14 protein-coding genes and 6 pseudogenes are annotated in these 16,905 nt (G+C 70.7%); 9 read left to right on the top strand and 11 right to left on the bottom strand.

The annotated features are described in order from the left end of the window. Positions 1-17: 17 nt before the first annotated feature. Positions 18-626 carry an RraA family protein gene (locus tag GAK38_RS04475; RefSeq protein WP_325341962.1) on the bottom strand — a complete coding sequence of 203 codons (609 nt, stop codon included), beginning with the start codon at positions 624-626 and terminating at the stop codon, positions 18-20. Positions 627-787: 161 nt separating this feature from the next. Between GAK38_RS04475 and GAK38_RS23840 the strand changes: the two are divergent. Further along, a pseudogene (locus tag GAK38_RS23840) lies at positions 788-1,177 on the top strand (LysR family transcriptional regulator); the annotation flags it as partial. Then, positions 1,060-1,707 (top strand): LysR family substrate-binding domain-containing protein, encoded by a 648-nt coding sequence (locus tag GAK38_RS04465; RefSeq protein ID WP_325341960.1) that lies wholly within the window; start codon positions 1,060-1,062, stop codon positions 1,705-1,707. The pseudogene GAK38_RS23840 and the gene GAK38_RS04465, both read left to right, overlap by 118 nt. A 5-nt stretch (positions 1,708-1,712) precedes the next feature. Here the strand turns inward: GAK38_RS04465 and GAK38_RS04460 are convergent. The 3 genes and pseudogenes from GAK38_RS04460 to GAK38_RS23830 form a co-directional block, all read right to left on the bottom strand. Then, positions 1,713-2,682, bottom strand: a pseudogene (locus GAK38_RS04460) (ComEC/Rec2 family competence protein); the annotation flags it as partial. Between the two features lie 12 nt (positions 2,683-2,694). Then, positions 2,695-2,739, bottom strand: a pseudogene (locus GAK38_RS23835) (hypothetical protein); the annotation flags it as partial. Then, positions 2,730-3,179 (bottom strand): DUF4131 domain-containing protein, encoded by a 450-nt coding sequence (locus tag GAK38_RS23830; RefSeq protein ID WP_443089152.1) that lies wholly within the window; start codon positions 3,177-3,179, stop codon positions 2,730-2,732. The gene GAK38_RS23830 and the pseudogene GAK38_RS23835, both read right to left, overlap by 10 nt. Before the next feature lie 229 nt (positions 3,180-3,408). On the opposite strand from GAK38_RS23830, the gene GAK38_RS04455 reads away from it, so the two are divergent. Then, positions 3,409-3,867, top strand: a complete 459-nt coding sequence (locus GAK38_RS04455; RefSeq protein ID WP_325341786.1) for a RidA family protein — start codon at positions 3,409-3,411, stop codon at positions 3,865-3,867. A gap of 9 nt (positions 3,868-3,876) precedes the next feature. On the opposite strand, the gene GAK38_RS04450 is transcribed toward GAK38_RS04455, so the two are convergent. After that, positions 3,877-4,401 (bottom strand): YgaP family membrane protein, encoded by a 525-nt coding sequence (locus GAK38_RS04450; RefSeq protein ID WP_325341784.1) that lies wholly within the window; start codon positions 4,399-4,401, stop codon positions 3,877-3,879. A 445-nt stretch (positions 4,402-4,846) separates the two neighbouring features. Beyond that, a complete protein-coding gene (locus GAK38_RS04445) occupies positions 4,847-5,578 on the bottom strand; it encodes a DUF2383 domain-containing protein (protein ID WP_325341783.1) in 732 nt (243 codons plus the stop codon). Between the two features lie 168 nt (positions 5,579-5,746). Between GAK38_RS04445 and GAK38_RS04440 the strand changes: the two genes are divergently transcribed. Next, positions 5,747-6,352 (top strand): IMPACT family protein, encoded by a 606-nt coding sequence (locus tag GAK38_RS04440; RefSeq protein ID WP_325341958.1) that lies wholly within the window; start codon positions 5,747-5,749, stop codon positions 6,350-6,352. A gap of 467 nt (positions 6,353-6,819) precedes the next feature. Beyond that, positions 6,820-7,002: a hypothetical protein gene (locus GAK38_RS04435; protein ID WP_325341781.1), complete on the top strand. Its 183-nt coding sequence runs from the start codon at positions 6,820-6,822 to the stop codon at positions 7,000-7,002. A gap of 58 nt (positions 7,003-7,060) precedes the next feature. On the opposite strand, the gene parC is transcribed toward GAK38_RS04435, so the two are convergent. From parC to GAK38_RS04410, 5 genes and pseudogenes are all read right to left on the bottom strand, one after another. Next, the gene (gene parC, locus GAK38_RS04430; protein ID WP_325341779.1) at positions 7,061-9,403 is read right to left on the bottom strand and encodes a DNA topoisomerase IV subunit A; all 2,343 of its coding nucleotides are present in this window, start codon (positions 9,401-9,403) and stop codon (positions 7,061-7,063) included. A 56-nt stretch (positions 9,404-9,459) separates the two neighbouring features. Then, positions 9,460-10,041 carry a lytic transglycosylase domain-containing protein gene (locus tag GAK38_RS04425; RefSeq protein ID WP_325341778.1) on the bottom strand — a complete coding sequence of 194 codons (582 nt, stop codon included), beginning with the start codon at positions 10,039-10,041 and terminating at the stop codon, positions 9,460-9,462. Between the two features lie 254 nt (positions 10,042-10,295). Then, a complete protein-coding gene (locus GAK38_RS04420; protein WP_325341777.1) occupies positions 10,296-12,275 on the bottom strand; it encodes a DNA topoisomerase IV subunit B in 1,980 nt (659 codons plus the stop codon). 80 nt (positions 12,276-12,355) lie between these two features. Then, complete coding sequence (locus tag GAK38_RS04415) at positions 12,356-12,502, bottom strand: hypothetical protein (RefSeq protein ID WP_325341775.1); 147 nt, start codon at positions 12,500-12,502, stop codon at positions 12,356-12,358. Positions 12,503-12,698: 196 nt separating this feature from the next. After that, positions 12,699-13,667: pseudogene (locus tag GAK38_RS04410) on the bottom strand (LysR family transcriptional regulator). Between the two features lie 164 nt (positions 13,668-13,831). On the opposite strand from GAK38_RS04410, the pseudogene GAK38_RS04405 reads away from it, so the two are divergent. The 4 genes and pseudogenes from GAK38_RS04405 (at position 13,832) to GAK38_RS04390 (ending at position 16,892) form a co-directional block, all read left to right on the top strand. After that, a pseudogene (locus GAK38_RS04405) lies at positions 13,832-14,905 on the top strand (serine hydrolase domain-containing protein). Positions 14,906-14,976: 71 nt separating this feature from the next. Beyond that, positions 14,977-16,201: pseudogene (locus GAK38_RS04400) on the top strand (MFS transporter). Then, positions 16,198-16,320, top strand: a complete 123-nt coding sequence (locus GAK38_RS04395) for a hypothetical protein (protein ID WP_325341773.1) — start codon at positions 16,198-16,200, stop codon at positions 16,318-16,320. The pseudogene GAK38_RS04400 and the gene GAK38_RS04395 overlap by 4 nt, the downstream one beginning before the upstream one ends. Continuing rightward, positions 16,311-16,892 (top strand): class I SAM-dependent methyltransferase, encoded by a 582-nt coding sequence (locus GAK38_RS04390; RefSeq protein WP_325341771.1) that lies wholly within the window; start codon positions 16,311-16,313, stop codon positions 16,890-16,892. The genes GAK38_RS04395 and GAK38_RS04390 overlap by 10 nt, the downstream gene beginning before the upstream one ends. Positions 16,893-16,905 lie beyond the last annotated feature (13 nt).

The raw sequence follows: 16,905 nt of genomic DNA, 5'->3' as shown, positions 1-16,905 counted from the left end.
GGGAGGGTCGGGACGGATCAGTCCGCGGGGCGCTGCAGCGTGTGGTAGCCGTGCTCCACCCGAGCCGCGCGCAGCGGCTGGCCGTCGAGCGCGGCGGCGAGGATGCGCGCCTCGCGCTCGCTGGTCTGGCGGGCCTTGTCCAGCACCTCGCCCACGCGCACTGCGGGCACGACCACCACGCCATCGGCATCGCCGAACACGTAGTCGCCCGCCTCCACGCGCACGTCGCCGAGCGTGACGGGAGCATTCACCGCCTCGACCTGCACCCGGTCCTTGCCGGTGCGCATGAACGAAGCCGTGGCATAGAGGGGATAGCCCGCCGCGTGGGCCTCGGCCGTGTCGCGGCAGGCGCCGTGCACCACCGTGCCGGCAATGCCGCGCCGCGCCGCCACCTGGCTCAGGATGCCGCCCCAGACGGTGCAGTCCGGCCGGCCGCCGTTGTCCGGCACCACCACCGCACCCTCTGGCACGTCGTCGATGAAGTCGCCCACCGTGCCCGGCGCCGCGCGGCAGATTGGTGCGAACCGCACGGTGAACGCCCGCCCGAGCAGTGCCGCCGGGCCTGCGACGTGACGGATGCCAAGGGCGCTGCCGGGCAGCCGCAGCGCGTCGAGCGCATCGGAGATCTCGGCCGTGACCAGGCCGCGCGCGCTCGCGCGCCCCTCTACTCCAGCGTCAGCGCCCGGGGGTCGGAGGAAGAAAGGCCAGCGGAGGTTGCCATGCGGCGCAGTCTAGAGCCGCAGATAATCAGAACAAAGCAGCATTTTCGCCGATTTGTTTAATAAAAATGAATCTAAAGCAACTGCAGTATTTCTGCGAAGTGGTCGAGGCGGGCTCCGCCGCCAAGGCGGCGCAGACGCTCTTCGTCGCGCCGACGGCCATCAGCATGCGCATCGCGCAGTTGGAAGAGGAGATCGGCGGCCCGCTGTTCGACCGCGCCGCGCGCCCCATGCCGCTGACGGCGCTCGGCCGGTTCGTGCATCCCTGCGCCCAGGAACTGCTGGCCCAGGCGCACCGGCTCGAAAGCGATGCCCGCCGCGTCGCCTCGGCGCGCGCGGGCTGGCTGGGCATCGGCTTCGCCCGCTCGGCCATGCTGTCGCTGCTGCCGACGGCGATCCGCAGCTTCCGCAGCCGCTGTCCCGACGTGCGGCTGGACATGGCGGAGCTGCTGTCGGAGCACCAGCCAGCGCAGATCGAGGCCGGCAAGATCCACCTCGGCATTGCGCGGCACGTGGGGCCGGCCACGGCGGCACCGCCGGGCTGCGCCATGCGCGCGCCCTATTCACCGAGCCCCTGCTCGCCGCGCTGCCGGCCGGCGCGCCGCAGGCGCAACCCTCCGACATCGGCCTGGCAGAACTGGCCGCCCTGCCCTTCATCACCTGCCCGCGCGATCCCAAGACCAGCTATGCGGCCCAGGTGCTGGCCGCCGCCGCGGAGCGCGGCATCGCCCTGGAGGTACAGCATGAGGCCATGGAGATCCACACCGCACTGGGCCTGGTCGCGGGTTGGCTGGGCTTTGCGCTCGTCGGCGCGTCGGTCGCGCAGCATGCGCGGCCAGACATCCGATTCCTGCCAGTGCTAGACCTGCAGGTCACCAGCACGGTGACGGCGCTGACGCCCGAGGCCAGTCCGCATGCCTTGACCCAGGCCTTTCTGGAGGATCTGCGGCAGGCTGCGGCGGCTTACGACGTTTCGTCGGCAGCGTGATGGCGCTACGACGGCGCAGCGGCATGCTGCCAGTAGCGCGACGCGACATCTCGCTCGCACCGCAGTGTCCCCGGTGAAGCGCTGCTCCAGTTCGCCGCGCCGCAGGAGGGGCTGGCTACCACCGCCGCCCCAGCCACCCGCAGCCGCTCCACCACGTCCGGCGCCGGGTGGCCGAAGCGGCTGCGGTAGCCGGCCTGCACCACGGCCCAGCGCGGCGCAACAGCGCGCAGGAACGGTTCGCTCGAAGAATGGCGGCTGCCGTGGTGCGGCACCAGCAGCCAGTCGGCCGCGAGCGCCGCGCCGCCGGCGACCGGCGCGGCCTCCTGCGCGGCCGGGATGTCGCCGGTCAGCAGCGCCGACGTGCCACCGGCCGTGATGCGCAGCACGCAGCTCATCGCGTTGCTCGGCAGCCGCGGCCGGTCGTAATTGCCAGCCTCCGGGCGCAGCACGGCGAACTGCACGCCATCCCACTCCCAGCGCTGGCCGGCCTCGCAGCGCGTGCCCGGCCGCAACGCCCAGAGCGGATGGCCAGGCTCGATCGCGGCCAGCAACGCGGCCGCCGGCTGCTGCGCCAGCACGGCGGCGGCACCACCGGCATGGTCCTCGTCGCGGTGGCTGACTACCACGGTGTCGAGCCGCTCGCCCATCGACTGCAGCAGCGGCACCAGCACGCGGTGGCCGGCGTCGCTGTCGCGGCTGTAGCGCGGGCCGGTGTCGTAAAGCAGCGCATGCGTGGCCGTGCGCACCAGCACCGCGGCGCCCTGACCCACGTCGACGGCGGTCAGCTCGAAGCTGCCGGGCGCCGGCCGCGGCGGCTGCCACAGCAGCACCGGCAGCAGCAGTGGCAGGCCCAGCGCCCGCAGCGGCGGCGGCATCCGCGCGACCAGCAGCAGCCCGCCCGCGACAGGCGGCGCCGGCCCAGAGCGGCGCGGCCGCAACGGAGACGGTGGCCTGCACGCCCTGCTCCCAGAGCCACAGTTCGTAATCGAACCCGCCCGGGTTGCGCAGGCCGTGCGGCGCCTTCAACCGCACAGTGGCCGCCCAGCACTCGCCAGCCCGCACCTCGGGCGGCGCCGCGCCGTCGAAGGCATACCAACCCAAGTCCAGCAGCGGTGGAAGGCGGACCGCGGCATTGCCGCTGCCGTCGGCCAGCCGCGCCGCGCATCCACCTCCAGCCGCAGGCGCAGACCCGCATCGCTGGGCTGCGGCATCGCCGCGACGGTCCCCTCCACGCGCAGGTCGCGCCCTTCGAGCGCCGGCGCAAGCGCGTCGGCCGCGAAGGCGCAGGCCCGCAGGCCGGCGGTGCCAAAGCCGGCGGCCAGTCCGGCCACGAGCGCCAGCACGGCCAGGGGCCGCGATGGCCGTAGCGCCAGCGCCGCCTGCTGCAGCTGCCAGGCCGTGCCGCCGACGAAGCCGGCCAGCAGCCAAGCCAGCGGCAGCGCCGGCCGGGAACGGTGCAGAGGGGTCGGCATGGGCGCAGATGGTAGTGCGTACGGCAGTCGGGTCGGGCGACCACCTGCCACTTGCCAGCGTCGCACCAAAGGAAGCCGCTCGCATGTCGATCCACGCTTGCGCGTCCACCGCCGCCTCGACGCGGCGCTCACGGTGATGCCGGTGGAGGACCGCGCGGATCCCCGGTGCTGCAGCCGGCAGGGCTCCCTACAATTCCGCGCTGCCCTCCACTTCAACGAAAGGCCCGCCATGAGCGTCTACGACAAGCTCAAGCAACTCGACATCATCCTGCCGCCGGCCGCCGTGCCCGCCGCTGCCTATGTACCGTTCGTGCGCACCGGCAACCTGGTCTTCCTCAGCGGCCACATCAGCAAGAAGGACGGCAGGACGGTCGCCGGCCAGCTGGGCAAGGACCTGGACACCGCCGCCGGCAAGGCCGCCGCCCGCGCCGTCGCCATCGACCTGCTGGGAACGCTGCACGCCGCCGTGGGCGACCTCGACCACGTCACGCGCGTGGTCAAGCTGCTGGGCCTGGTGAATTCCGCGCCGGACTACGTCGAGCACCACCTCGTCATCAACGGCGCCAGCGAGCTGATCGCCGAGGTGTTCGGCGCCGAGAAGGGCTCGCATGCCCGTTCCGCCTTCGGCGTGGCCCAGCTGCCCACCGGCGCGGCCGTCGAGATCGAACTGATCGCCGAAGTCGACTGAAGCGTCCGGTCAGCCGGCGGCGTCTCCGGCCGGTGCAGACGTCGACGGCGATGGCGATCCTTCGTTGTCGTCGGCCTGCTTGCGGGCCGCCAGCAGCGCGCGCCGCGCCGCGCTTGGCGCGGCCGGGTCCACCGCGCCGAAGTCGCCGCGCAATGCCTTGAGCGCGTAGCGCTCCACGTTGATCTCTTCGGCCGTGCGCACGCCCAGGCGGCGGAACACCGGCAGCGGCGGGCACCAGCCCTGGAGGGCGTGCTGCAACAAAAAGGCAGCGACACCGGCCGGCAGCAGCAGCCAGCGCCTGTGCGCGGTCAGGCCCAGCGCCGTGCCCAGCACGATCAGGCTGGAAGCGCCGGTCTCCAGGCAGCGCTCGATGTCCCATTCCTGGTCCAGCTCGCGCAGCCGCACATTGATCACCGCCGTGCCGGCGCCGGCCAGGCCGCGCACGCTGGCGTCCGTCTCTTCGCGGATGCGGCGGTTGATGAAATCGCTGGTGTTGGCGGTGACGCGGCTGGCGGTGGTCGCCGGAAAGGCCATGGCGGTGCTCCTGTTTCTGAGGGATGGACGGATCGGTTCGCCATCACTATGCCGCCACCGCGAGGCCGGGCGCACAGGAGCCGCGGGTAAAAAAGTGTCAGCGCAATTGGCCTGTTTCGCCGCGCCCGGGCTGGCTGGAAAACCCTCAGGCGACCGCGCCGCGATTCCGCGCCGGGATGGCGCTTGTTTCCCAACGAAAAAGGGGCGAAGGCCCTGCGGCCCCCGCCCCTGGATCTACGCCCACAGGATCAGGTCGCGGCGTGCACGCGGTCGCGCAAGGCCTTCACCTTGTCGTGGTTGCGCTTGGCGCCGGCCAGCTGGCGCTCGACCAGAGCGCGGATCGAGGCCGGCAGGCGCGGCTCCTCGGCGGCCTTGCGATAGCGGGCGACGGCGGCATACTCGCCGCGCTCGGCCTCGTCGAGGGCCGATTTGTCGCTGTGGCCGGTCAGCGCGCGGTGCCGCCGTCGTCGGGCTTGCCGCCCAGCGCGGTGATCTGGGCCAGCAGTTCACTGGCCGCCGTGGCCGACTCGTTGGCGCCGCGCTCGAACAGCGCCTTCACCTCGGTCGCCTGGGCATGCTCGGCCAGCTTGCGGAAGCCGTATTCGCCGTCGCGGGCGGTTTCCAGCAGGTCGTTGAGCACGTCGATCAGTTCGTCGCGGTCGGCGGTGTTGGCCGGGATCTCGGCCGTGGTCCGGCCGGCGACGCGGGCGTCGATGCGGTCCCAGGCGGCGCGGGTGGCCGGGCGGGCTTCGTTCCAGGTCAGAGTCGATGCGCCGGGGCTGGCCTCCCAGTCGGCCGCCAGGCGCGGCTCGACCGCATCGAAGGGCTCGTCATAGGTGGCGCGGCTGTTCCACCCCAGTCCGTAGGCGGGGGCGTAGTCGTCGTAAGGACGACCGTTCACGTAGCAGGGCTCGCGCTCGTAATTTTCGCGCCAGTAGGCTTCCTCGGCCGTCGGGTTGACGGCCTCGGCCACGGCCTTGCCGCCCAGGCCGCCGGCCACGGCGCCAGCTACGGCGCCCAGGGCCGCGCCCACCGGGCCGCCGAAGGCACCCACGGCCGCGCCGGCAGCCACACCGCCCGCTGCGGCACCGATGCCCGTGCCTACCGGATGAGCCCCCGGCTCGCTGGTGATCGGGTCGAGGTTGAGATCCTTGTCGTCACGGTTGTCGATAGCCATGGTCCACTCCTTGATTGAATGAATGCAGTCGCATTGGTTGCTGGGGCACACCGCCGGCAGGATCGGCCGGCCCCCGTACATTGGCAGAACATGCTTTCAGTGCCGGGCAACGACGCAGGTCAGGCAGCGCAGGCAGCCGAAGTAGGAACACGCCGCTAAGCCCCACCCCTGGCTTCCTCCTCGACCCTACGCAGCCCCGTCCACAGCGAACTCCTGATCAAGAAAAGCAGATTCGTCGGCCGCGTGGAGCCGGTACAGGGCCGTGACGAGGCCCAGGCCATCGTGGCGCAGCTGCGTACCGAACATCCGGGCGCGGCGCATGTCTGCTGGGCGCTGCTGGCCGGCGGCGAGTCGGCGGCCGTGGACGACGGCGAGCCCGGCGGCACCGCCGGCCGGCCGATGCTGGAGGTGCTGCGGCACCAGCAGCTCGAGGGCGTACTGGCGACGGTGGTGCGCTATTTCGGCAGGGTCAAGCTGGGCGCCGACGGCCTCGTGTGCGCCTACACCGACGCGGTGGCGCAGGCATTGCTGGGCGCAGAGAAAGTGCCGCGCGAGGAGCGCGCGACGCTGCGCTGCGCAGTGCGCTATGCGCAGGAAGGCACGGTCCGGCGCGAACTGGCGGCCTACGGCGCGGAACTGGTCGCCGCGGACCACAGCCAGCTGGTGACCTTCACGCTGACCATCGCGCGAAGCCGCGCGGCGGAACTGGCCGCACGCATCGACAACGCCAGCCAGGGCAGCGCGGCTTGGCTGGATCCCCAGGTCAATCCCTAGGTCAGGCGCTGGGCCGGTTGCGCTCCGCCGGCTCGATCGGCTGCGGTCGGCGCGACACCGGCGCGCGAATGGGCGTGTGCGGCGTCTGCACCGGTGCTGCAGCGTCGCATTCGGGGCTGGGCGGTGTGCTGGGGTTGGACACCTGGATCGCCGGGCAGCCGGACAACTATGCATCGCGAAGCATGGAAGAGGATCCTGGTCGTAAGAGGAAGACGCAGTCTCGCCGCCGTATGCGGTCGAGCATGTAACCACAGGCAACCCGTCCTTTGCCTGCCACCGGCTCCCACCATGAACCGACGTACAGTTGGCAACATTTCCGAGCATCCCGCTCGTAAATTTAGGCGGACACTTCAGGCATCCGTCTGACAAGCATCACAGCAGCAACTGCCTACGCTACCCGTCAACCGAGGACAACGCTTCACTCCACGCTTTTTCCCGCCCTGCCGTCCCGATCGAAGGAACGCACCATGAAACACATCCGCCGCCTTGGCAACCATGCCTTCTCCGCTTTTGTGATCACGGTCGTCCTCGCGTTTTCTGCAGCCGCAGCCGCGCTGCTGCCGGACAACGCCCACGAAGCGGCCGACGCCGTGCTCGACGTGAACATGAACATCGAGCAGATCTTCCCGGCCGGGACGTTCGACCTCTGATACCCCGGGGTCATGCACTGGAAGCGGCTGCCATCCGGCCGCTCTAACCCCATACCCCCTACTCTACCCGCGTGACGCGCACCGGCTTGAATCCCAGCTGGGTTTCCTTGCCCTTGCGCGCGCGCATACCTCGCGCGTTGTTCAGCGACCGGATCTCCAGCGTCTCGTCGCGCTCCTTGCCGCCGCGGCCCAGGCCGTCGATGCGCACGCTGCGTGTATAAGCAGCGGCGCCCGAGAGCGCGTCCCTGGCCTCCAGGTCGATCAGCAGCAGGCCGCGACCGCCGGCTGGCTGGCGCTTGAGTTCGCCCATCTCGAAGGTCAGCACCCGGCCCTGCGCCGAGACGCAGGCCACGTGTGTGGCGTCGGGCAGCGGCTGGCTGCCGCTGGTGCCGGACACGTGCGACGGCTGGTTGAGGGTTTCGCCCTCGCCGAGCGTGATAAACGACTTGCCGCCCTTCTGCCGCGAGACGAGGTTCTCGACGTTGGCGAGGAAGCCGTAGCCGCCCGAGCCCGATAGCAGCAGCGTGGCCTGCGGCGGGCCGGCGAAATAGTGGACCAGCTGCGTGCCTGACTCCAGTTCGATCAGCGTGGTGACCGGCTGGCCCTCTCCGCGCGCACGCGGCAGCGCGGCGACGGGCACCGAATAGACCCGGCCGTTGCTGCCGAAGGCGATGAGCTGGTCCACCGTGCGGCATTCGAAGGTGCCGTACAGGCCATCGCCGGCCTTGAAGGCGAAGCCCTGCGGGTCGTGCCCATGGCCGCCGCGCGCGCGCACCCAGCCCTTCTGCGAGACGACGACGGTGACCGGCTCGTCCACCACCCTGACCTCGGCCACGGCGCGCTTTTCGGCCTGGATCAGCGTGCGGCGCGGGTCGGCGAACTGCTTCGCGTCGGCCTCGATCTCCTTGACCATCAGGCGGCGCAGCGCGGCCGGGCTGGCGAGGATTTCCTCGAGCCTGCCCTGCTCGGTGCGCAGTTCCTTGAGCTCCTGCTCGATCTTGATGGCTTCGAGCCGTGCGAGCTGGCGCAGGCGGATTTCGAGAATGTCCTCGGCCTGCCGGTCCGACAGGTGAAAGCGCGCGATGAGCGCAGCCTTCGGCTCGTCGGAGGCGCGGATGATCGCAATCACCTCGTCGATGTTGAGCAGCACGGTCTGCCGCCCTTCGAGGATGTGGATGCGGTAGAGCACCTTGTTCAGGCGGTGCTGCGAGCGCCGGCCGATCGTCGTCTGGCGGAAGGCGATCCATTCGGTCAGCAGCGTGCGCAAAGCCTTCTGCACCGGCTTGCCGTCGAGGCCGACGACGGTCAGGTTGATCGACGCGGAGGTTTCCAGGCTGGTGTGGGCCAGCAGCGTGGTGACGAGTTCCTGCTGCGGCGTGCGGCCGGTCTTGGGCTCGAAGACGAGGCGCACCGCGGCCTCCTTGCTCGACTCGTCGCGCACCGCGTCGAGCACCGCGAGCAGGCCGGCCTTGAGGTTGGCCTGGTCGGCGGTGAGGGCCTTCTTTCCGCCCTTAACCTTGGGGTTGGTCAGCTCCTCGATTTCTTCGAGCACCTTCTGCGCCGACACGCCCGGCGGCAGCTCGGTCACGACCAGCTGCCACCGGCCGCGCGCGAGGTCCTCGATCTTCCAGCGCGCGCGCACCTTGAGCGAACCGCGGCCGCTGCGGTAGGCGTCGGCGATGTCCCCGGCGGCGCTGATGATCTGGCCGCCGCCGCAGTAGTCCGGCCCGGGCAGCAGCGCGAAGAGTTCGTCGTCGGAGAGATTCGGGTTCTTCACCAGCGCCACGCAGGCATCGGCCACCTCGCGCAGGTTGTGGCTCGGTATCTCGGTGGCCAGGCCCACGGCGATGCCGGAGGCGCCGTTGAGCAGCGAGAACGGCAGGCGCGCCGGCAGCTGCTTTGGCTCGGTGGTGCTGCCGTCGTAGTTGGGAATGAAATCGACCGTACCCTGGTCGATCTCGTCGAGCAGCAGACCGCTGATGCGCGTGAGCCGCGCCTCGGTGTAGCGCATGGCCGCGGCGCCGTCGCCGTCGCGGCTGCCGAAGTTGCCCTGGCCGTCCACGAGCGGGTAGCGCTGGCTGAAGTCCTGCGCCATGCGCACCAGCGCGTCGTAGGCCGACTGGTCGCCGTGCGGATGGAAGCGGCCGAGCACGTCGCCGACCACGCGCGCGCTCTTGACCGGCTTGGCGCCGCTGTTGCCGGACCAGCCCAGGCCCATGCGCTCCATCGCATAGAGGATGCGGCGCTGCACCGGCTTTTGGCCGTCGCAGACGTCGGGCAGCGCCCGGCCCTTGACGACCGAGAGCGCATATTCGAGGTAGGCACGCTGGGCATAGCCCGCGAGGTTCAGTTCGTCGGCCGACTCGGCGCCGGCGAGGTCGAGGGTGGGTTGGTCACTCATTCACAAAAGGGGCACGAAACGCCTGGCAGCGCCGCGCGGCGCTGCCAGGCCTGGGCTCAGTCACGTTCGATGGGGTACGCGGGCGCCGGGGCCACGTCGGCGGCCGGGCCGTCGAGCTCGACGCGCACCCGGCTGGCAGCCGCGGCGCGAGGCCGGGTGGCGCCCAACGGCGGCTTGAGCTGGTCGTAGAGCTGCAGCACCGTCTTCACGTAGTTCTGCGTCTCGCGGTAGTCGGGAACGCGGTTGCCAGCGCGCTGCACCGCGCCCTCGCCGGCGTTGTAGGCGGCAAGCGCGAGCTCGATGCAGCCCGGGAACAGGTCGAGCAGATGGCGCAGGTAGCGTGCGCCCGCACCGATGTTGGTCCCCGGATCGGCCAGCTTCTTCTCGACCGAGGCTGCACGGTCGCTGTACACGCCCCAGCGCTGGGCCGTCGCCGGCATGACCTGCATGAGGCCGATCGCGCCCTTGGGCGAGACCACGCCGCCGTCGAAGCCGGACTCGGTGGCGACCACCGCCTGGAGCAGTTCGTAGTCGATAGCATGGCGCTCGGCCGCCTCGCGCAGCAGGTGCTTGACCCGCTTGTAGGCCGGCGACACGTCGAAGAATGCGAGCAGCTTGCGCCCGGCCGGCACCGCCACCGGCCGCGGGGTCGGGCATGTCGCGCGTGCTGTCGAAGTCGTCCCCGCGGTAGAACAGCGCATAGCGCGCGTCGACCCGCTCGGCGGCGAAGTGGGCCGTGCCGTTGCCGTCGATGTAGCCCCAGACGTCGGCATGGGCCGCGGGGGCCAAAGCCACCAGCAGAGCAGCGCATGCAAGCATTCGGCCTGCCATATACCCAATGCAGTACTGCCTCATTGCCGTTATGGATTGGAAGCTATTGCCATATACCCCCTCAGACATCGATCTCGACCGCATCTCCATGCAGCTCCATCAGTTCGCGCCGCGCCGCGGCCTCGCCCTTGCCCATGAGGCGCGTGATGAGGTTCTCGGTGTCGGCGAAGCCGAGGTCGCCCAGACGCACCGGCAGCAGGCGGCGGGTATCGGGGTTGAGCGTCGTCTCCCAGAGCTGCTCGGCGTTCATCTCGCCCAGGCCCTTGAAGCGGCTGATGGTCCAGGCGTCCTCGCGCACGCCGTCCTTGCGCAGCTTGTCGAGCGTGGCCGTAAGCTCGCCGTCGTCGAGCGCATAGAACTTGGCCGCGGGCTTCTTGCCGCGCGCCGGTGCGTCGATGCGGTAGAGCGGCGGGCGCGCAATGAAGACATGGCCGGCGTCGATCAGCTTAGGGAAGTGGCGGAAGAACAGCGTGAGCAGCAGCACCTGGATGTGCGAGCCATCCACGTCGGCGTCCGACAGGATGCAGATCTTGCCGTAGCGCAGGCCGCCGAGGTCCGGCGTGTCGTCGGGGCCGTGCGGATCGACGCCGATGGCCACCGAGATGTCGTGGATCTCGGTGTTGGCGAACAGGCGGTCGCGCTCCACCTCCCAGGTGTTGAGCACCTTGCCGCGCAGCGGCAGGATGGCCTGGCTTTCCTTGTCGCGGCCCATCTTGGCGCTGCCGCCCGCCGAATCGCCTTCGACGAGGAAGACCTCGTTGTGCGACAGGTCGCGGCTTTCGCAGTCGGTCAGCTTGCCCGGCAGCACGGCGACGCCGGAGCCTTTTTTCTTCTCGACCTTCTGGCCGGCCTTCTGGCGGGTCTGCGCGGCCTTGATCGCGAGTTCGGCGAGCTTCCTGCCGTAGTCGACGTGCTGGTTCAGCCACAACTCCAGCGCAGGACGCACGAAGCCGGACACCAGCCGCACCGCGTCGCGCGAATTGAGCCGCTCCTTGATCTGGCCCTGGAACTGCGGGTCCAGCACCTTGGCGCTGAGCACGTAGCTGGCGTGGACGAACACGTCCTCGGGCAGCAGCTTCACCCCTTTTGGCAGCAGCGAGTGCAGCTCGATGAAGCCCTTGACCGCATTGAACAGCCCGTCGCGCAGGCCGCTCTCGTGCGTGCCGTGGGCGCTCGTGGGGATTAGGTTGACATAACTCTCGCGCACCGGCGCGCCGTCCTCGGTGAAGGCCACGGCCCAGGCCGCGCCCTCGCCTTCGGCGAAGCTGTCGTGGCCCTTGTCGGCATAGCCTTCGCCCTCAAACAGCGGGATGGCCGGCTCGCCGTTGAGCGTCTGCGTCAGGTAGTCGCGCAGGCCGCCCTTGTACTGCCAGGTCTGCTGCTCCTTCGTCTTCTCGTTGAGCAGCGAAACGGTCACGCCCGGCATCAGCACGGCCTTGCTGCGCAGCAGGTGCAGCAGTTCGGCCTGCAGCAGCGCGCTCGATTCGAAATACTTCGCGTCGGGCCAGGCGCGCACCGTGGTGCCCTGCCGGCGCTCGCCGCTCTCCAGCGGCCGCACGACCAGCGGCTCGGCCACGTCGCCGCCCGCGAACACGATGCGCGCGGCCGAGCCTTCGCGGTGCGAGGTCACCTCGAGCCGCCGGGAGAGCGCATTGGTCACCGACACGCCCACGCCGTGCAGACCGCCGGAGAAGCTGTAGGCGCCGCCCGCGCCCTTGTCGAACTTGCCGCCCGCGTGCAGCCGCGTGTAGACCAGCTCGATCACCGGCGCCTTCTCCTCGGGATGCAGGCCGAACGGGATGCCGCGGCCGTCGTCCTCGACGCTGACCGAGCCGTCGGCATGCAGCGTGACCTTGATCTTCTTCCCATGGCCCGCGAGCGCCTCGTCGGCGGCGTTGTCCAGCACCTCCTGGATGATGTGCAGCGGGTTGTCGGTGCGCGTGTACATGCCCGGGCGCTGCTTGACCGGCTCCAGGCCCTTGAGCACGCGGATGGAGCCTTCGGAATACGCAGGAGATGTCTTGGGAGAGGAAGTCGCCATGGGCGGCGATTGTAGTGAGAGCCGGCGCGGCGCGCCGGTCTTTACTGGATCTACATACAGCCCCTGCGGAATTGGCGCGGTCAGAACTTCCAATCCGACCGCAGCCACATGTTGCGGCCGGGCGCGTTGATGCGGGCAGCGCCGGCAGAGCCGAAGCCGGCGCTGCCCGCCAGGTTCGGGTGTTCGGCACAGGCCTCGTCGAACAGGTTGTCGATGCCGGCCGTCACCTTGAACCTCGGATTGACCGCAGAGCCCGCATGCAGCGACACCACGCCGAAATCTTGCCACGGCCAACGCCAGCGCAAAGGCGAGCCGGACCCCGACGGTCCAGTGGCGGCGACGGCGGAGACGCTCCACTGTGGGGCGATTATCGAAGCCGCACCCGGTTGCCGGGCAGGAGATGGGGGCTTCGATTGACGCCGCTCAAGTCTGCGGCTGCGGGCTGCGCCGCAGGCGGGCCGGGACGGCTTCCGGCAGGTCGAGATTCGCGGTGAGGAAGTCCACGAACGCCCGCACCTTGGGTACCGTCTGCCAACCCGAGGGCTAGAGCACACGCACCGCCCTGGGCTGCGCGTCCACCTGGTGATCGAGCATGGTCACGAGCCGACCGTCGGCGAGCGCATCACGCACGGCGAAGTCGGGCACGCAGGCGATGCCCCGGCCGCGCAGCGCGAAGCGCACGCGCGTCTCAAGGTTGTTGCAGACCAGCGCGGTGGGCAACTCCGGCACAGCCACGCCCGCGCGCCACGGCCAGCGTTCGATCCGGCCCGTTCCAGGCGCGCGGTAGTGCAGGCAGGTGTGTCGCATCAAATCCATACTGTCGCCAGGATATCCTCGCTGCGCAAGATATTCAGGCGCTGCGACGATACACCACTTGAAGTATCCCAGAAGACGCGCCAACAGCCCCGAATCTGGCGGGTCGCCGGTGCGCACCACGGCATCGAAGCCCTCCTCCGCCACGTCGACCAGACGGTCGGTGAAATCGAGGTCCAGCACGATATCGGGGTAGGCGCGCATGAAGTCCGCCAGCACCGGCAGCACCAGCGAGCAGACCACCGGCAGGCTCACGCGCAGCCGCCCGCCCGGGACGGCGGTGGTGGCGGAGAGTTCGGCCTCGGCCTGCTCCACCTCGGCCAGCACGCGGCGGCTGCACGCCAGCAGCAGGGCGCCCGCGTCGGTCAGGGCGATGCTGCGCGTGCTGCGATGGAACAGGCGCACGCCCAGGCGCTGCTCCAGCCGCGCGATGCGCTTGCCCACGGCCGAGGCCGAGACGCCGAGCGCACGGCCGGCGGCGACGAAGCTGCGCGTCTCGGCCGCCTGCACGAAGACGGCAAAGCCGCCCAGGCTGTCGAGCGCCGGCGCGAGGGCTAGGGCCGGGTCGATTGCGGACATGGGCATCCTTGGCGAAATAAACTCCGACCCGCTTTATCGCCAATCGGCTGCGGCCTATCGTGCGCGGATGGTCCCATTCCCCTGCGGCACCTATGCCTTCTTCCTTGTACAGACGATCCGTCCTGTCCCTTCCCGGCCTGCTCCTTCCCCTGCCTGCCCTTTCCATGACTTCCTCCTCTTTCTTCGACCCCCGCCCCGCCCAGGATGCCGTCGCCCGCGCGCTGGCCGAACGGCGCCTCATCGGCGCCGTCGTGCTGGTCGCCCGCGACGGCCGCACCGTGCTCCGCTACGCCGCCGGCCGCGCTGGCGCTGGTGGGCCAGGGCAGGCTCGCGCTCGACGCGCCGATCACCGACTGGCTGCCGGACTTCCGCCCGCCCGGGCCCGACGGCGCGCCGGCCGCGATCACCGTGCGCCAGCTGCTCACCCGCACGGCGGGCCTGGGCTACCGCTTCCTCGAAAGCGACGGCCAGGGGCCGCTGGCGCGCGCCGGCGTGTCCGACGGCCTGGACGCCAGCGGCATCACGCTGGCCCAGAACCTACGCCGGCTGGCCGGCGTGCCGCTGCTGTTCGCGCTCGGCACGGCCTGGAGCTATTCGCTCGCCACCGACGTGCTCGGCGGCGTGATCGAGGCAGCCGCCGGCGCGCCGCTGCCGCAGGCCGTGGCGCGGCTGGTGACCGGCCCGCTCGGGCTGCGCGACACGGCCTTCCACGCGCTCGACGCGGCCCGGCTCGCCGTGCCCTACGTCAACGATGCGCCCGGGCCACACCGGCTGGCCGAGGGCGAGACGGTCTCGCCTTACGAGGAGCTGGTCGGCGTGCGCTATTCACCGTCGCGCGCGCTCGACCCGGCAGCCTTCCCCTCGGGCAGCCACGGTATGGTCGGCAGCGCGGGCGACGTGCTGCGGCTGCTCGAAGCCCTGCGCGCCGGCGGTGCGCCGCTGCTGCCCACCGCGCTGGTCGACGAGATGGGCCGCAACCAGACCGGCGCCTGGGGCCGCCCGACGCGCCGGGCACCGGCTTCGGCTTGGGCTTTTCGGTGCTGCGCGACCCGTCCGCCGCCGGCTCGCCCGAATCGGCCAGCACCTGGCGCTAGGGCGGCGCCTACGGCCACAGCTGGTTCGTGGACCGTGCCCGGGCGCTCTCCGTGGTCGCGCTGACCAACACGCTCTACGAAGGCATGTCGGGCCGCTTCGTGCAGGAACTGCGCGAAGCGGTCTATGCGGGCGTCGGGCGCTAAAGGGGTGTCCCTGCGAGCACAGGCAGCGCGCGGCCGTCTGGCGGACAATGCACGCCGCTGCCGCAAAGACCATGACCACCACCTCCGCCTCCACGCTGCCGATCGGCCGGATCCTCGCCTGCGGCGCCCTTGTCGTCACGCTGGCCATGGGCATCCGCCACGGCTTCGGCCTGTGGCTGCAGCCGATCACCCAGGCACAGGGATGGACGCGGCAGGACTTCGCCCTGGCCATCGCCATCCAGAACCTGGCCTGGGGCGTGTTCGGCATCTTCGCCGGCATGGCGGCCGACCGCTTCGGCGCCTTCCGGGTCATCATCGCCGGCGCGGTGCTCTATGCGCTGGGCTTGGGGCATGGCGCTGTCGACCAGCGCGCTGGCGTTCGCGCTGACGGCCGGCGCGCTGATCGGCGCGGCCCAGTCCGGCACGACCTATGCCGTGGTCTACGGCATCCTGGGCCGGCAGGTGCCGGCGGCGCGCCGCTCCTGGGCCATGGGCGTGGTCGCGGCGGCCGGCTCGTTCGGCCAGTTCTTCATGGTGCTCGTGGAAGGCTGGCTGATCTCCGGCCTGGGCTGGCAGCAGGCGCTGCTGGCGCTGGCCGTGCTCGTGCTGCTGATCGCCCCCGCCGCGCTGGGCCTGCGTGAGCCCGGCTTCACCGGCGGCGCACCGGCCGCGAAGCGCACCCAGACCATCGGCCAGGCATTGCGCGAAGCCTTGGGCTACCGCAGCTTCCTGCTGCTGACGGCCGGCTACTTCGTCTGCGGCTTCCAGGTCGTGTTCATCGGCGTGCACATGCCAAGCTACCTGAAGGACCACGGCCTGCCGCCCCAGGTCGCCAGCTATGCGCTGGCGCTGATCGGCCTGTTCAATGTGGTGGGCACCTACGTGGCCGGCACGCTGGGCCAGGTCTGGGCCAAGCGCAAGATCCTGGCCTTCATCTACATCGGCCGCGCGGTGGCGATCACGCTCTTCCTCGCCGCACCGCTGTCGCCGCTGTCGGTCTACCTGTTCTCGGCCGTGATGGGCCTGCTGTGGCTGTCGACGGTGCCGCCGACCAATGCGACCGTGGCCCAGATCTTCGGTGTGCAGCACCTGTCGACGCTCAGCGGCTTTGGCTTTTTCAGCCACCAGATCGGCTCGTTCCTGGGCGTACGGCTCGGGGGCTACCTGTACGACCGCACGGGCAGCTACGACGTGGTCTGGTACATCGCCATCGCGCTCGGCGTGTTCGCGGCCCTGGTCAACCTGCCAGTGCACGAGCGGCCGATCGCCCGCCTGCCGCAAGGGGTCGCGGCATGACGCTGCGCCGCCTGGCCTGGACGGCCGCCGCGGCGCTGGCGCTGGCCGGCGCCTTCGCGCTCTATGCCCGGCCGGACTTCGTAGTGATGGTGGCCGACCAGCTGTGGGCATGCTTCTGAACGCGCCCGGCCCGGCATCGGCGTGGATCCAGCGCTGGTCGCACCTGGTGCCGGCCGGCGGCACGGTGCTGGACGTGACCTGCGGCAGCGGCCGGCACATGGCCTGGATCCACAGCCGTGGCCACGCGGTGACCGGCATCGACTGCGATGCCCCGGCCCTGCAAACGGCCGCCGCCTTCGGCTCGACGCTGCCGGCCGACATCGAAGCCGGCCCCTGGCCGCTGCCGGGCCGCAGCTTCGGCGCGGTCGTCTTCACCCACTACCTCTGGCGCCCGCTGCTGCCCACGCTGGCGGCCAGCGTCGCGCGCGGCGGCGTGCTGCTCTACGAAACCTTCGCGCGCGGCCAGGCGCGCGGCCAGGGCCAGGCGCGCGGCCAGGAAACCATCGGCCGCCCGTCGCGCCCGGATTTCCTGCTGCGCCCCGAGGAACTGCCGGAGGCCGCGCAGGGGCTGCGCGTGGTGGCCTACGAGGACGGCTTCGCGTCCGGACCGGACCGCTTCGTGCAGCGCATCGCGGCCGTCCGCGAAACCCCCGCTACCACGCCGATACGCCACGCCTTGGCCGACGGCTAGAATGCGCTTTTTG

The sequence above is a fragment of the Xylophilus sp. genome, from assembly GCA_009914555.1.
Taxonomy (GTDB): Bacteria; Pseudomonadota; Gammaproteobacteria; order Burkholderiales; family Burkholderiaceae_C; genus WNDY01.
This window is presented reverse-complemented; position numbering and strand designations above follow the sequence as displayed.

Excerpts from the sequence above, each read along its gene's own strand:
- GAK38_RS23830 (WP_443089152.1), bottom strand. The coding sequence starts at position 3,179 with ATGCCGACCCCTCTGCACCGTTCCCGGCCGGCGCTGCCGCTGGCTTGG.
- GAK38_RS04455 (WP_325341786.1), top strand. The coding sequence starts at position 3,409 with ATGAGCGTCTACGACAAGCTCAAGCAACTCGACATCATCCTGCCGCCG.
- GAK38_RS04450 (WP_325341784.1), bottom strand. The coding sequence starts at position 4,401 with ATGGCCTTTCCGGCGACCACCGCCAGCCGCGTCACCGCCAACACCAGC.
- GAK38_RS04445 (WP_325341783.1), bottom strand. The coding sequence starts at position 5,578 with ATGGCTATCGACAACCGTGACGACAAGGATCTCAACCTCGACCCGATC.
- GAK38_RS04435 (WP_325341781.1), top strand. The coding sequence starts at position 6,820 with ATGAAACACATCCGCCGCCTTGGCAACCATGCCTTCTCCGCTTTTGTG.
- parC (WP_325341779.1), bottom strand. The coding sequence starts at position 9,403 with ATGAGTGACCAACCCACCCTCGACCTCGCCGGCGCCGAGTCGGCCGAC.
- GAK38_RS04420 (WP_325341777.1), bottom strand. The coding sequence starts at position 12,275 with ATGGCGACTTCCTCTCCCAAGACATCTCCTGCGTATTCCGAAGGCTCC.
- GAK38_RS04395 (WP_325341773.1), top strand. The coding sequence starts at position 16,198 with ATGACGCTGCGCCGCCTGGCCTGGACGGCCGCCGCGGCGCTGGCGCTG.
- GAK38_RS04390 (WP_325341771.1), top strand. The coding sequence starts at position 16,311 with ATGCTTCTGAACGCGCCCGGCCCGGCATCGGCGTGGATCCAGCGCTGG.